This window comes from Frankia sp. CgMI4 (assembly GCF_001756285.1).
Classification (GTDB): Bacteria; Actinomycetota; Actinomycetes; order Frankiales; family Frankiaceae; genus Frankia; species Frankia casuarinae.
This window is the reverse complement of sequence record NZ_MAQZ01000121.1, coordinates 1-13,213: the sequence shown is the minus strand read 5'-3', so window position 1 is coordinate 13,213 and position 13,213 is coordinate 1. Positions and strand designations below refer to the sequence as shown.

The following is a 13,213-nucleotide window of genomic DNA, read 5'->3' as shown; positions in this document are numbered from 1 at the left end:
CGCCCACACCGGCCCCAAGGTCACGAACCTGGCCGAGGGCTGGCCCTCTTTGGAGCTGGAGCAGCGCTGGGAGATCATTAGTACCGTCATCGAGGCCGTCGTACTGAAGGCGGCTGACGGCCCAACGAACCGCTTCGACCCCGAACGGGTGGAAGTGGTCTGGCGTCCCTGACGCCCCACCCCGCCGGACGCACCAGTCCGGCGGGGTATTCGTCGTGGATACCCTGACGGGCATGGGCCTGCACCTGTCCGGCGATCCAGAGGCGGACGCCCTCATCACGTCCGATGCGTTGGCGCTCCTGGTGGGGATGGTCCTTGATCGGCAAATCGGACAAACAAGGAACGACCGGTRGGCGGAGCCCAGAGCCGGCCGCCTGCTTCAGCCCGGGCGCCGGTCGTTGGCTGATCGCGGCCCGTGGCCTGATCACTACGACAGCGTAATACGCTGTGTTACGATACCGGCATGCCAAACATTCGGTTCACGATCTCGACGTCCTCGGACGTCCAGGCCGCGGTCAGGATGCACGCCGAGGCGGCAGGCATGGATGTGTCCGCTTACATGATCGCGGCGGCCGTCGCGCAGATGGCGCGCGACGATGCCGCTACGGCGACCTTCGCGGCACTCGACGCGCGCAACCAGGCAGCCCTTGAGCAGGCTGGCGGCGTCCCTGAGACGGACCTGCCTTCGTTCGACGCCCTGACCCTGGACGAGCAGGCGCTCGTCCGCCGGGTCCTGAACAGCGCGCTTGGATCGGACGCCGCGAGCGTCGCATGATCGCGCGTACTGTCGTCTATGACGCCGGGATGCTCGTGGCGCTCCTGCGAGACAGCTCGGCGGCGCGGCTGCTCCACCACGGCTTACGCGCGGCTCCGCACCGGCCGGTCGTCATCGGACCGGTCCTTGCCCAGGCGTGGCGACCGGACCCGAAGACGGTACATGCCTTCAGCCAGTACCTGAAGGACTGCACCGTGCCCCAGACTCGGGAGAGCGCTTCCCCTATGCGCGGCATGTCGAGCACCGCCGGCTGCGTCGCCTGCGCGAGAACCTTCACCCTCGACTCGTACAAACGGGCGGGGGCCATGCTCGCCGAGGCCAGTCTTCCCCCGAAGAAGCGGCCGGACGTCATCGACGCCCTGGTCGTCATCGCGGCTGCTCTTCACGGTCCGGCCCAGATCCTCACCAGCGACCCAGACGACATAGGCGCCTACACCGCCACACTTGACCGCGCTGACATCGTCGTCGAACCGATCTGAGACGCTCCTCGCGATTCTGGGCTGACGTTCCGTCGTTGCGAGCGGCCGAGCAGCGGCCTTGATCGGTGCGGCGAGCCGGCTGCACGATCGGTGTCATGAGCAGCCTCTGCATCCGGCCCGCGCTGCCCGCCGATCTAGTGATCATCGCTAACCTGACGCACGGCAGCCGGCCGTGGGCGATCGTCGAAAACATGGTCGTCGACGCCCAGACCCGCCCCGCGGCGTCGGCGAGACGCTTATTACCCACGTTCTCGATACCGCTCGCGCCGCCAACTGCTACAAGGTTCAGCTTCTGTCCCGCAACGACCGGTCGGAAGTCCACGCCTTCTACGCGGCGGTCGGCTTCACCCATTCCGCCGCCGGGTTTCGGATCTACCTGACCTGACTCGACCAGGCCGCGCGGGTGTTGGCTCATCGAGCCGAGGCGGATGGCCGCGCGTTGTTGCTGCCGCAGCAGGTTCCTGCCCTCCGGCACACCTGGCCAGCATGGTCATGTTGATTCCGTGCGCGTGGCGCGGCGGATCGTCAATGGTCGACCGCTCGGCGGTGAGCTCGCGGCAGTCCGTGTCTACCGCGGCCGTCCCAGCCCCGATCACCAGCCGGAGGCCGCGAGGGCCAGTGACCGGCAGGCCGACCGCTGGACCCGTGATCCTCGGGTGGTCGTTGTCCGCCGGCAGCTCCGCTACCCGAAGGCATGGCCGGCCGAGCCCGCGCAGGAAAAAGGTATCGACGTCGCATTCGCCGTGGATTTCGTGCGCCTTGCCTGCGAGGGCGCGTACGACGTCGGTGTCCTGTTCAGCCGCGACACGGACCTCGTGCCCGCGCTTGAGCCCGTCCGCGATCTTGGTGCTCATGTGGAGGTCGCGAGCTGGAAGGCACGAGCCGACTTCGCTTTCCCGACTCGCAGCTTCCGTGGTGCCACTACCTCGACGCCGACGACTACGGAGCCTGTCGGGACTACACCGACTACACGGCGAGTTGACCGCCGGCCGCGGTGGCCACTGCCGAGCCCGCACCGGGCACCGTAGTCGTGTCGTGGTACGCCGACRCTGGTATCAGCGCATCTCGGACTGCGTCGTAGTCCAGCCATGGATCCCGCAGGAACTGCCGCCATCGTGGATCGTGGCCGACGAGCTTCACCCGGAAGTCGAGATGGTGCATGCCGGGCCGGTGCGGGAAGGGTGGGATGTTCAGCGATGTCGTTGTCATCGACTCGTTTTCGGGCCTCGACTCTCTCCCGATCGACCATGGGTGCGCGACTTGCGGCGCGTCGTCAGCACCGGAAGAGACGCGACCCGACTGATCGGGCGATCAGGCCGTGGAAGACGGTCTGCCCCCACGATGCTCGTCCGCGCGGTGAACGAACTCGGCGATCTGCCTGACGGCGGCAATGGACTCGGGGGTGTCAACGGCGCCGTGGTACACGTGAGGCAGTTCGTCGGCGACGTCCAGGACGACATCGGTACCGGCCGCGGTCGCGGCGGCGAGACGCTCGGAGTCGCTGAGGAGTATCTCGGCGCCCCCGGTCTGTATGAGCAGTGGCGGGAGGCACGCTTGGGAGGCGAAGAGCGGCGACGCCGCGGGATCGCGGGGGTCGGCGCCGCCCAGATAGGTCTCCGCGACGCCGCGGATGAGGTCGGGGCTGAAGATTGGATCCTGATCGGCCCGCTCCTGGAACGAGGCGCCGGACCCGGTGAGATCGAGTAGGGGAGAGATGAGCACCCCCGCAGCTGGTAGCTTGTCACCGTGATCACGTAGCCGGTGCAGCAGGCTGAGAACGAGGCCTCCGCCCGGCGGAGTCGCCCGCGATGACGACATCGGCCGGCGTGGCGTCGCCTGGCCTGGGACGACCTACCCGAGGGGCGACTCCGAGTGTCTGGGACCCTATTCGGCAGCACCCAGCCCTTGGCGGACGGCGAGTTCGACCGGGGAGTAGGAGTCGTCGGCGCGATTCAGGTCGAGGGGGCCCTCCGGGTCCAGCGGCGGCTGGGCGAGGAAGCGTGGAACGGACCCGCGGTGTCGTTGCGCGGCGTGGATGAGGAACGGGTGGCAGAGGTAGACGTCGCCGGCCTGCCCGGTCGCGAGGACCAACGGGCGGTCGGGGCTGTCGAGCTTGCCTGCCTCGTCCAGCTGTCCGCACAGCTCCAGTCCGTTGCGGCCGCGTTCGCCCGCGGGTGCCAGAAACGGCGGCACGTCGAGGTGTGATCCGGCCTTGATGCGGGTTGGTGCGTCGTCGGGGCCGACGTCGGAGAACAGGAACAGCATCAGCAGAGCTCGGCCGCGGGATCTGATGTTCAGCCAGAACCACGTTTCGCCGTCCGGCAGGTAGGAGCCGTCCATGTGCCAGCCGGCGTCACCGGGGTCGTCGGGGTGCGGGAAGCGGATGGGGAACGTGCCCAGACCGGTGCGTGGCCGCCACCGACCGGGTCCGACCAGCTGATCGAGCGCGGCGCGCAGCCGTGGTGTGTTGGCGGCCTGCCGGAAGGGCTCCTCTCCGCTTCCGTCGATCCGGATGACGGGACGGGTCCAGCTCGCCGGGTCGGCGGGATCGAGTCCGGTCATGCGCCACAGGATCGAACGGCATGCGTCTGCCAGGGCCCTCGGGAACGCCCGTCGGACGTGTACGAAGCCCTCGTCGATGAATGTCTGGACCTCTTCGTCGGTCAGCGTCGACACCGCGGCCATCACCTCGGCCTCAGATCGTCGTCGACTTGGGACGATCACTCAAATGGTTTTCGCGGGGTGCGGCGGAGGAGGCCCACGGGCCGGGACGACGTCGACCGCAYGGTTGCCCGACCAGCGGACCGGCGGCTTGCGAGGCATGGTGATGGGATCGAACTGGTATCGCCTTCCCATGGAAGCTGTCGTCGATCAAGCAGGTCGGATCGTGCTGCCCAAGTTCATCCGCGACGCGCTGGGCCTGCTCCCGGGTACGAAGGTGGACATCTCGCCGTACGGCGCTGGTGTGCAGGTCGTGCCAGCCGGCAGGACCGCGCGCCTCGTGGAGGAGAAMGGCGTGCTCGTGGCGGCCGGCGACACGGTTGTTGATGACGAGATCCTGTTCGGCCTCATCGACGCGGGTCGCAGATGRCTACCGCGGTCGACACGAGTGTCGCGGTTCCCCTCGTGGTGCGCTCGCATACGCATCACGTGGACGTGGTGCGATGGTGGGACGGGCGGGAGCTCACGCTGAGTGRGCATGCTTTGGCGGAGACCTACTCGGTGCTCACCAGACTGCCGGGCGACGCAAGACTGTCGGGGCCGGATGCCGCGCGCCTGCTCGACGCGCGGTTTACGGCACCGTGTGCTCTGAGCGGCTCACACGCCCAGAAGGTTCACACGACGTTGAGCCGCCTTGGCATCGCTGGGGGCGCCGTGTACGACGGGCTGGTGGCTCTGGCCGTCAAGGAACATGACCTGGCCCTCGCGACGAGGGATGCACGCGCACGTGGCACGTGGAACCTATGACGCGGTCGGAGTAAAGGTCATTATCGTTTGCTGACCGGTCAGCGGCCTGAGGGTGTTGCCTGGTCGGYCAGCCAGTCGGCGGTGCGGTTCAACCAGGCCCATCGTCTGTTTCCGAGCAGGTGGTCGCCGCCTGCCACGAGCAGCAGTTCTCTCCTGGGCGCGGTGGCCGCCACATGGCGGGCCTGGTCCGGCGTCGGCAACGTGTCCGCTCCGCCAGCTACGACGAGCAGGGGCTGGTGGACGGATGCCGGCAGATCCGGGTACGCGAGAGCGGCGGCGACCCGCTGTGCCTCGTCCGCGCCGCCGCAGCGGATCGTCAGCGTGTCGGTGGCGAACTGCGGCAGCGTCTCCCAGGTCGGCATTGGATAGGGGCCGCTGACCGTTGCGACGGCGCGGACCCGCGGGTCGACGCCCGCTCCGATCGCGCGGGAACGACAGAGCGTAACAATCGCGGCGACGTCGGCGTCGTCGACAAACCAGGACACGGTCACTGCCTCCTTGAACGGGATGGTGCGACGGGGTTGCGCGCTGGGGCGATGTCAGGCGACGGTGAGGACCGCGTTTCGTCGGATGCGCCGCGCCCGCAGGTCCTCGATGACATTCGGCGTMCGTGTCCAGGGCTCGACGACGCCGATCTCGGGATGCAGGTGTCCYCGGCGGATGAGCCGTACCAGGGTTCGCAGGTCCGCGGCGTCCTCGGCAGGCGTCCCGGCGTAGTGGAACTGTTCGATCGGCGCGCCGACGGTCCCATCGATCCAGTCGAAGAAGTCGACGGTGATGGACTGCGCGCTGACCTGCCCGAACCAGATCACCCGACCGGTGGTGCCGGCTTTACGCCGGGCGGCGGTGAAGCCAGGGACCGCGGACAGCACCAGCAGTTCCATGCCCGATTCGTCCGGTAGCGCGACGTTCTCCTGGTGCAGTTCCAGCGTTCCCACCAGCGGGTGCCGGTACGCCTTGCGCCCATGCATGCGGGCGCGCACGTCCGCGCGCGCCCAGAGGCGGCGGAAGCGCTCACTGCCCATCGCCAGCTCGCCGATGAGCGAGGCCAGGCGGGAGTCCTCGGGGTACTTGCCGGCGGCCAGGCGCAGGTGCCCGACGACGTCGAGGGTGCAGTTCTCCCAGTCCGCGTAGAGGCCGCGCTCGGCCTCCTCAAGGAAGATGTGCCGGGCGGTGTTCAGGCCGGGCATCGGCCGGCGGTAGAGGAGCCCGGCGAGGCGATTCCCCGCGAGCACGTCCAGCTGGTGGTTCATGATCAGTTCGGGTGTGTCGGGGACCAGGTCGAGGACGCGCGCCAGCTCCGGCCGGATCCGCCCGCCCGGCGCCTTGGCGCGCCGGCGGCGCTGCCGGGCGAGTCGGTAGAGGTGCCCGCGTTCGGTCTCGTCGAGGCCGAGGACGCGGGCGAGCGCGTCGAGGACCTGCTCGGAGGGCTGGGTCGCGCGGCCCTGCTCCAGGCGTACGTAGTAGTCGACGCTGACTCCGGGCAGGTGCGCGACCTCTTCGCGGCGCAGTCCCTCGACTCGGCGGCTGGAATGGGCGCCCCTGAACGCCGGACGCCGCGGCACCAAGGATCGGAGGCACCCGATCCGAGGAGTTCCCATGAAGACGCTGATCGTCTACGCGCATCCGGAGCCGAAGTCACTCGACGGCTCGTTGAAGGACCTCGCAGTGTCCACCTTGGCGACCGCCGGGCACGAGGTACGGGTGAGCGATCTGTACGCGATGAACTGGAAGGCGGTCGTGGACGCCGCGGACTACGGTCCCGACGCCTCACGCCCGCTGAAGGTCGCTCTGGACTCGGGCCGGGCCTTCGACGCCGRGACGCTCACTCCGGATGTCCTCGCCGAGCAGGAGAAACTGTGGTGGGCGGACACGATCATCTTCCAGTTCCCGCTGTGGTGGTACACGATGCCCGCGATCCTCAAAGGCTGGGTGGACCGGGTGTTCACCTTCCACTTCGCGTACGGCGTCGGCGAGCACAGCGACACCAAATACGGCGAGCGCTTCRGCGAAGGCACCCTCGCGGGAAGGAAGGCCCTGCTGTCGGTGACCGCCGGCGGGCCCGAGGCGCACTACGCCGCGCGCGGGATCAACGGCCCCATCGACGATCTTCTGTTCCCGATCCACCACGGCATCCTCTACTACCCGGGCATCGAGGTACTGCCGCCGTTCGTGCTGTACGGCACCGACCAGATGACCGGCGAGGACTACCCGAACGTCGCCAAAGCCTGGGAGCAGCGCCTGCTCACCCTGGAGTYGACCGAGCCGATCGCGTTCCGACCACAGAACTTCGGTGACTACGAGATCCCCTCGCTGCACCTGAAGAAGGGACTGGAGCCCGCGGGCCGCACGGGTTTCGGGCTGCACGTGCGCAGTTGACCTCCGGGCGCGGGCTGCTGATCGCGAGATCGTTGACGTTCACCATGACCGGGGGCCTCCGCCGCTGCTCGGGGAGGGGCGGGTTGCCGTCGCGTGGGATGGGCCATCACAGCGGCGGATCGTCAGGGGCGACGACTCGACGGTGAGCTCGCAGCCATCCCCGCGATCTGACCGGCRTCGCGGTTGCCGCCGTGAAGCGGTCGGCTACCGTTGACCTGTGGGACTGCACCTGAGCCAGATCGACGAAGCTGACGAGTTGCTGACGAACGAGCCGTTGGCGCTGCTGATCGGGATGGTGCTGGACAGCGGGTATCGGAAAGATGGAGTGGAGAGCGTCCTTCAGGCGTCTGCGGGCGGGTTGCGGGGGGTGCTCTCGTGCCAGTCCTTTCCGATGCCTCGCAGCAGMGGCGGGTAGACGATCAGCAGGCGAAACGGCGTGATCGCCGCCATGTAGACCCGTCCGAGCAGGCCGTTCGGTTTCACCAGCACGGTCATCTGGCCTCGGTGGCCAGCCGGCTGACGGCCGGCGTCGTCGTCCGGGATCCAGCCGACGTGCAGCACTCCGTGAACCGTGCGGTTGACTATCTCCGCGGCCCATTCGTTGTCCGTCAGAAAGACTGACCGGAACGGGAGGGTCTCGAACGCGGGTCCGGCTGGTGCGTCGCGCAGGTCGGCTGGTAGGCGTTCACGCAGCGTCGGCACCCGGATGGCGATACCCGAGTCGGGATCGTCCCAGCCGAGCCAGGCTCCGAGGCGCCAGCGGATCCTGAACAGCAGCCGGGCGACCCATGACGGGTTGTCCCCCGTGTCGCCCTCGGCGATCAGCCGCACCAGCCTCGGGAAGTCCTGCGCGGTGCCTGGTGTGGGCAGGGCCCAGAGGTCCTCGATGCGGAAGTCAGGCGTGATGTCGTGAATTCGCCAGGGCCGGGATGTGTGCGCGGTCTTCGGGAGCTTCCTTTTCGTCCTCGTCTTTGTCATTCTCGTCCTCCGGGTCCTTGGGGGCGCGGGAAGCCCGAGCACGCCCGCGACGGCGCGGGCCGCGAGAAACAGTATTTCTCCTCCACCTCGCGCCCGACGGGACGTCCGCTGCCGTGCAGGTGGAACGTTGGCCGTGTCGGTGAACAGTGGTCAGTGAAGCGACCTGTACAGATCAGGCGCTGACGGCGAGGCCGCTCGCGCGCAGGGCGGCGACTCGAGCCGCGGGCGCGGTGGCGATCGAGCCGGCCGCATACGGCGGTTGGGGATCGTATTCGACAACGAGCTGGATGGATTCGGCGATGTCGTCGCCCACCATGCGTCCGGTCAGGTGCAGGGCGAGATCGATGCCGGCCGAGACACCGGCCGCGGTGGCGTACTTCCCGTCGATGACGACTCGTTCGGCGGTGGCGATGGCACCGAACGTCGTTAGATGATCAAGGCAGATCCAGTGTGAGGTGGCGCGGCGACCGGTGAGCAGGCCCGCGGCGGCCAGCAGGAGCGAGCCGGAGCAGACCGAGGCCGTCCAGGTGGCCGCCGCGTCAACGCCGCGCAGCCAGTCGAGGGTCGGCTGGTCAGCCAGGAGGTCGGCGGCTCCGGGACCACCTGGCACCAGGAGCACGTCGGGGGCGGTGACCTCGGAGAGCGCGGCATCGGCGACGACGGTCAGGCTGGCCGTGTCGGCCCGGACCGGGCCGGGCCGGGCCGGGCGGCTGCGAAGATCACCTCGGCCCCGGGAATGCGGGCGAGGATCTCGTACGGGCCGATGGCGTCCAGGCCGGTGAAACGGTCATACAGCATGATCGCGATCTGCATCAGTATCCTCCGGAGGTTGGATTTGGATGAGGTCGGAACTGGCGGCGGTATTCCATCGGCGGCACACCCAGGACCCGAACGAAGGCGCGCCGCATCGCCTCAGCGGTGCCGTATCCGCACGACCGGGCGATCTGCTCGATTCCCTCGTCGGTGTCCTCCAGCCGTCGGCGGGCCGTCTCCAGCCGGACCCCGTCCACGTACCGCCCCGGCGTCACTCCGACCTCAGCGGCGAAGGCACGGGTGAAGTGACGGGGTGACAGCGTCACGCGGCGGGCGAGAGAACCGACGGAAAGATCGCCTTCGGGGTGCTCGTCGATCCAGTGCTGGACCTCGCGCAGCTGCGGCCGTTCGGYGACCTGAGCAGCGAGCTGCGCGCTGAGCTGTGCCTGCCCACCCGGCCTGCGCAGGAACATCACCAGGTGCCGGGCTATCAGCAGCGCGACGTCCCGCCCGAGGTCCTCTTCGACCAGCGCCAACGCCAGGTCGATACCTGCGGTGACGCCGGCCGAGGCGGCGATGTTCCCGTCTCGGACGTAGATCGGCTCGGCGTCGACCTGGATGTCGGGGAAGCGTCGAGCGAGCGCAATGTGCCCAGTGCGTCGTGGCGCGACGTCCGGCCAGCAGGCCGGCCTCGGCGAGCAGGAAGGCCCCGGTGCAGACGGAGACCACACGATCGGCCTCGGCCGCCAACTCGCCGATGCGGYGCACCAGCTCCGGGTCGGGGGCGGCCGTACCCGGCCCGCCGGGCACCAGCAGTGTGTGAGCTGGTCCGACGTGGTCGATGTCGGCGTCGGGTAGCAGCCGCAACCCACTGCATGTGCGCACCGGGTGGCCACCAGGCCCGGCGGTCATGATCCGGTACGCACCTGGCCGTTCCGTGGCGGCGTCCGCCCCGGCGAACACCTCCAGCGGGCCGGTCACATCCAGGCTCTGGACGTCGTCGTAAAGCACGATGACCACGCTGCGCGGCCTCATGCGGATTAGGCTGGCAGGGCTCGAGTATGGCGGCAAGGACGCGGTTCCCACCTTTCCCGCCATCGCGTCCCGCCATCGCGTCCCGCCATCGCGTCCCGCCATTGCGGGCAGGGCCGCGGCGCGCGGCGCCGGGCTTCGGTCCTACCCGGCCGAGACGGCCACGAGATCCAGCTCGTCCACCTGGCCTGCCGTACCTCTCGGCTACCAAGGCTGCCGGCCGACTACGCGGCCTGCCGGGACCACTGACGCCCAGGACTCTGCGTCGGTAGCGTGTCAGTCACTTTCTCCCCGCCGTCCTCCGGGACTGGCGGGGCTTTTTTCTAGATCGGCTACAAGGCGGCTGCTCAGGGTGTGATCCTGGACCCGCAGGCCGTCATTGCCGCGGCGACGGGCCCAGCCGCCCCGCCCGTCCCGGCGGCTCCGCCCGCGGCAAGCGTCACGCCTCCGGAGACATCGCCGCCTGCTGGATGACGGCATTCAGAGTATGGGGACGACGTGCGCGGCACGGTACATCCCGTACCGCTGCCTCCAGCTCCGCTGGTGCAGTGTTGGCTGACAGCGCAGCCAGCGATTACGAAGCGCGCCGGGACACCGCGAACCACACGGCGATATGGCCGGCGGTGCGACGGCCGCCGTTCCCAGGCCGGCTACGGTGTTCGGGTGGGACTTCACCTGAGCCAGATCGACGAGGCGGACGAGCTGCTGACGAACGATCCGTTGGCGCTGTTGATCGGGATGGTGCTGGAGCAGCGGGCACCGGAAAGAACGAGCCCGGCGGAATGACTCGTGTCACCCGAGCAACCGAGCTCTGACTGGTCACGGCGGTGCCCGTGGGCACCGAGCCTGTCCCGGTCGGCGATCTTCGGCAGGCTCACCACCTCGAGGCGATGGCGGCAGTCGTGATCTCGCTGTTGTTCGGTGGTCGCGACCCGAGCATCGTCTTCAACCTGGTCGATGCGATCCCGAACCGGTAGACGCCAGACCGCCTCGCCGCGCTGTTCAAGGCGACAGATGTTCCGGCCCGTGATGGGGGAGAACCGGGGCGAGCAGGCCGGTTAGAGTGAGAACCCGGGGTTATGATCCGGCTTGCGGCTGCCGGAGCGAACAGGACTACGGCCGCAGTCGCTCAGAGCTGCTCACGGCAGCCTCGACTACTGATAGTGGTAGCGGCAGGAGATGATTGTGATCTGGCTGGGCTCAATCGCATAGATCAGGCGGTGCTCGTCGTCGATTCGCCGGGAGCGCAGCCCGGCGAGGTTGTTGCGCARCACTTCCGGTTTGCCGATGCCCTGCCCATCTGGATCGCGTTTGATGTCCGCGATCAGGGCGTTGATGCGCTTGAGAGTTTTGYGGTCCTGGCTCTGCCAGTACAGGTAGTCGTCCCAGGCATGGTCGGTCCAGGTCAGCTTCACCCGTCAGGATCCGGGGAACGCTCGACCGCGCCGCCTGAACGCCACTGCTCGACGCTCTCYATCAGCCGGCGGGCGTTGGCAGGCGTGCGCAGCAGGTAGTTGGTCTCCACGATCGCGTCCCAGTCCTCCTTGCTCACCAGGACCGCGTTCCCCCTCTTCGAGACGATCTCTACCGGTGTGTGATCGGCGTTGACCTGTTCGAGAAGTGGGAACAGTGTCTTGCGCGCCTCGCTGGCACTGATCGCCGCGACCATGCCGGCACCTCCCTGAGCGTCCAGTCGTACCAAATACGGTACCATCCCTGGGTGCTCGTCAGCTGGCCGTGCAGCGGGGGGTCAAACTGGCGTCGCGTAGGGACCGGTAGCGTCCAGTAGTGAGGGACACGGAGCCGCCTGACGAGTTGACCAGCGTCGCCAGTCCCCGAACACGGTCGGCTACGGTGGTGTGGTGGGACTGCACCTGAGCCAGATCGGCGAGGCCGACGAGCTGCTGACCAAGGATCCGCTGGCGCTCCTCATCGCTATGGTTCTGGGCCAGCCGGTATCGGAAAGATGGAGTGGAATCTCACTATACGTGCCCGCATAGATACTCATCGTCATGGTTGATCCGTTGCGTGGCGGGGGACGCGAGCTATCAGGGTCGAGTAGCCGGGAGGGGTTTCACCTCCCGGCTCTCGCAGAACCGTGCGTGACGGTCTCCCGTCACACGKCTCCTGTCATCCTGGTCACCGGAAGGTCGGAACCCACCGCCAGTGCGCGAACAGACCCGGAGAGCCCGTGACTGCCCGTTGCCAGGCGGCTGACGCCTTTCTCATGGGTCGTAGCCGCTTGTACTTCTTGCGGATCCAACGCACCAGGTAGGAGTTGATGCGCGTGAGGAGAACGGACAGCGCGGAGCGGTAGAACGCCCCGTAGTACGCCATCCAACCTCGGACGATCGGGTYGATCGTCCGGGCGAGGTCCGCGAGCGTGACGTTGCTGCGGCGGTGTAGGYGCCAGTGACGGACCTGCCTACCGAGCGCGGTCAGGGCCTGCCTGCTGATCGCGGGCTGGAACGAGGCGAAGAGCCGGCCGTTCCTGCCGCGTGCCGCGCGGGCACGGAAGGTGTACCCGAGGAACGTGAACGCGGTGTGCTCGTGGCCGAGCCGCCGGTTGGCGTCCTTGCAGTACACGATCCTGGTCTTGGTCGGGTGCAGACGCAGCCCGACCTCGGCCATCCTGTCCTCGACCGCCTGGCGCACCTGGTGGGCCTGGCGTTCGCTGGCGCAGTGGAGCACTGCGTCGTCGGCGTAGCGCTCGAACGGGACGCCCGGGCCAAGGGTTCGTGTGCGTGCAGGCAGCCGGTCGTGACCAGCGTGTTGTGGTCACACACCCGGTTGACCAGCCTCCGTACCGAGGCGATCTCGTCGCCGGCCACGACCCGTTGATGCCCGAGCGCGGTCCCGGTGTCGTGGCGGACGGCCTCGACGACCGCCTCCTGGCGCACCGACCCCTGTGGCGGGCGGGAACGGGCGCCCTTCATCACCTTCCCGTCAAAGGCCACCGCYACCAGGCCGCCCGGGTCCGCGGGCCCGGGMGCGACCGCGGCGGTCCAGCCCGACAGCGCCTGGTCCAACTGCCCGGGCGGGCCTTCCTCCACGATCCGCCGGATCGTGCGCTCCGACGGCACCCGACGAGGGAACCMGAGGCCGGCCAGCACCCCGACCGGGAGGGCGCAGGCCCACTCCCACACCGCCACGGTGGTGTCGTGACCTGCGATGTTGCCCGCGACCCACAACGCCAGGACCGGCGCGAGCTCGTAGCGAACACCCCGCGGGTCGCGCCAGTCCGGTACCCGCCGCAACACCGCGACCAGCCCCGCGACCTGCGCGGCTGTCGAGACCTCAACCTGCTCCTGCTGACACTCAAGCCACAACATGGGGGACACTACAGACA

At 68.5% G+C, this 13,213-nt stretch carries 15 protein-coding genes and 8 pseudogenes; 11 read left to right on the top strand and 12 right to left on the bottom strand.

What is annotated here, in order from left to right; all coding sequences use genetic code 11:
* Nucleotides 1-233 precede the first annotated feature (233 nt).
* The 5 genes and pseudogenes from Manayef4_RS26825 to Manayef4_RS23595 all read left to right on the top strand — a co-directional run.
* Nucleotides 234-329 (top strand): annotated as a pseudogene (locus tag Manayef4_RS26825) (Fe-S cluster assembly protein HesB); the annotation flags it as partial.
* 134 nt (nt 330-463) lie between these two features.
* Nucleotides 464-775 carry a hypothetical protein gene (locus tag Manayef4_RS20625; RefSeq protein ID WP_011436967.1) on the top strand — a complete coding sequence of 104 codons (312 nt, stop codon included), beginning with the start codon at nt 464-466 and terminating at the stop codon, nt 773-775.
* Nucleotides 772-1,254 carry a hypothetical protein gene (locus tag Manayef4_RS20620; RefSeq protein WP_011436966.1) on the top strand — a complete coding sequence of 161 codons (483 nt, stop codon included), beginning with the start codon at nt 772-774 and terminating at the stop codon, nt 1,252-1,254. Before Manayef4_RS20625 ends, Manayef4_RS20620 begins: the two co-directional genes overlap by 4 nt.
* A gap of 172 nt (nt 1,255-1,426) precedes the next feature.
* Entirely contained in the window at nt 1,427-1,639 is a 213-nt protein-coding gene (locus Manayef4_RS20615; RefSeq protein WP_049760921.1) for a GNAT family N-acetyltransferase, read from the top strand.
* A 43-nt stretch (nt 1,640-1,682) separates the two neighbouring features.
* A complete protein-coding gene (locus tag Manayef4_RS23595) occupies nt 1,683-2,282 on the top strand; it encodes an NYN domain-containing protein (RefSeq protein WP_011436965.1) in 600 nt (199 codons plus the stop codon).
* Here Manayef4_RS23595 and Manayef4_RS20610 read toward each other — a convergent pair.
* From Manayef4_RS20610 to Manayef4_RS20600, 3 genes are all read right to left on the bottom strand, one after another.
* The gene (locus tag Manayef4_RS20610) at nt 2,221-2,463 is read right to left on the bottom strand and encodes a hypothetical protein (RefSeq protein WP_139140168.1); all 243 of its coding nucleotides are present in this window, start codon (nt 2,461-2,463) and stop codon (nt 2,221-2,223) included. The two genes, Manayef4_RS23595 and Manayef4_RS20610, sit on opposite strands and share 62 nt — an antisense overlap.
* Before the next feature lie 102 nt (nt 2,464-2,565).
* Entirely contained in the window at nt 2,566-3,072 is a 507-nt protein-coding gene (locus Manayef4_RS20605) for an alpha/beta hydrolase fold domain-containing protein (protein WP_011436964.1), read from the bottom strand.
* 66 nt (nt 3,073-3,138) lie between these two features.
* Nucleotides 3,139-3,939 carry a phytanoyl-CoA dioxygenase family protein gene (locus Manayef4_RS20600; RefSeq protein ID WP_023842120.1) on the bottom strand — a complete coding sequence of 267 codons (801 nt, stop codon included), beginning with the start codon at nt 3,937-3,939 and terminating at the stop codon, nt 3,139-3,141.
* Nucleotides 3,940-4,108: 169 nt separating this feature from the next.
* Here Manayef4_RS20600 and Manayef4_RS20595 point away from each other — a divergent pair.
* Nucleotides 4,109-4,342, top strand: a pseudogene (locus Manayef4_RS20595) (AbrB/MazE/SpoVT family DNA-binding domain-containing protein); the annotation flags it as partial.
* A pseudogene (locus tag Manayef4_RS23590) lies at nt 4,342-4,756 on the top strand (PIN domain-containing protein). The pseudogenes Manayef4_RS20595 and Manayef4_RS23590, both read left to right, overlap by 1 nt.
* 4 nt (nt 4,757-4,760) lie before the next feature.
* On the opposite strand, the gene Manayef4_RS20590 reads toward Manayef4_RS23590, so the two are convergent.
* Complete coding sequence (locus Manayef4_RS20590) at nt 4,761-5,207, bottom strand: hypothetical protein (protein ID WP_139140167.1); 447 nt, start codon at nt 5,205-5,207, stop codon at nt 4,761-4,763.
* A 366-nt stretch (nt 5,208-5,573) separates the two neighbouring features.
* Nucleotides 5,574-6,248, bottom strand: a pseudogene (locus tag Manayef4_RS26285) (helix-turn-helix transcriptional regulator); the annotation flags it as partial.
* Nucleotides 6,249-6,321: 73 nt separating this feature from the next.
* On the opposite strand from Manayef4_RS26285, the gene Manayef4_RS20580 reads away from it, so the two are divergent.
* Nucleotides 6,322-7,101 (top strand): NAD(P)H-dependent oxidoreductase, encoded by a 780-nt coding sequence (locus Manayef4_RS20580; RefSeq protein ID WP_070132962.1) that lies wholly within the window; start codon nt 6,322-6,324, stop codon nt 7,099-7,101.
* 339 nt (nt 7,102-7,440) lie between these two features.
* Here Manayef4_RS20580 and Manayef4_RS20575 read toward each other — a convergent pair whose 3' ends face one another.
* The 3 genes and pseudogenes from Manayef4_RS20575 to Manayef4_RS26280 form a co-directional block, all read right to left on the bottom strand.
* A complete protein-coding gene (locus tag Manayef4_RS20575; RefSeq protein WP_070132960.1) occupies nt 7,441-8,079 on the bottom strand; it encodes a DUF2867 domain-containing protein in 639 nt (212 codons plus the stop codon).
* Nucleotides 8,080-8,251: 172 nt separating this feature from the next.
* Nucleotides 8,252-8,892 (bottom strand): annotated as a pseudogene (locus Manayef4_RS20570) (DJ-1/PfpI family protein).
* Nucleotides 8,892-9,867: pseudogene (locus Manayef4_RS26280) on the bottom strand (GlxA family transcriptional regulator). The pseudogenes Manayef4_RS20570 and Manayef4_RS26280 overlap by 1 nt, the downstream one beginning before the upstream one ends.
* Nucleotides 9,868-10,527: 660 nt before the next feature.
* Here Manayef4_RS26280 and Manayef4_RS26275 point away from each other — a divergent pair.
* Nucleotides 10,528-10,626 (top strand): annotated as a pseudogene (locus Manayef4_RS26275) (Fe-S cluster assembly protein HesB); the annotation flags it as partial.
* 71 nt (nt 10,627-10,697) lie between these two features.
* Entirely contained in the window at nt 10,698-10,841 is a 144-nt protein-coding gene (locus Manayef4_RS25220) for a hypothetical protein (RefSeq protein WP_023842114.1), read from the top strand.
* Nucleotides 10,842-11,018: 177 nt separating this feature from the next.
* On the opposite strand, the gene Manayef4_RS20560 is transcribed toward Manayef4_RS25220, so the two are convergent.
* Both Manayef4_RS20560 and Manayef4_RS20555 read right to left on the bottom strand, forming a co-directional pair.
* Nucleotides 11,019-11,279, bottom strand: a complete 261-nt coding sequence (locus Manayef4_RS20560) for a Txe/YoeB family addiction module toxin (protein ID WP_070132959.1) — start codon at nt 11,277-11,279, stop codon at nt 11,019-11,021.
* On the bottom strand, nt 11,276-11,533 hold the full coding sequence (locus Manayef4_RS20555) for a type II toxin-antitoxin system prevent-host-death family antitoxin (protein WP_070132968.1): 258 nt from the start codon (nt 11,531-11,533) through the stop codon (nt 11,276-11,278). Before Manayef4_RS20555 ends, Manayef4_RS20560 begins: the two co-directional genes overlap by 4 nt.
* Before the next feature lie 193 nt (nt 11,534-11,726).
* Here Manayef4_RS20555 and Manayef4_RS25215 point away from each other — a divergent pair, with 193 nt between their 5' ends.
* On the top strand, nt 11,727-11,864 hold the full coding sequence (locus Manayef4_RS25215) for a hypothetical protein (RefSeq protein WP_023842113.1): 138 nt from the start codon (nt 11,727-11,729) through the stop codon (nt 11,862-11,864).
* A 139-nt stretch (nt 11,865-12,003) separates the two neighbouring features.
* Here the strand turns inward: Manayef4_RS25215 and Manayef4_RS20550 are convergent, their stop codons facing one another.
* Together Manayef4_RS20550 and Manayef4_RS26270 are read right to left on the bottom strand one after the other, a co-directional pair.
* On the bottom strand, nt 12,004-12,555 hold the full coding sequence (locus Manayef4_RS20550) for a group II intron maturase-specific domain-containing protein (RefSeq protein WP_254665765.1): 552 nt from the start codon (nt 12,553-12,555) through the stop codon (nt 12,004-12,006).
* Between the two features lie 371 nt (nt 12,556-12,926).
* Nucleotides 12,927-13,196, bottom strand: a pseudogene (locus tag Manayef4_RS26270) (transposase family protein); the annotation flags it as partial.
* Nucleotides 13,197-13,213 lie beyond the last annotated feature (17 nt).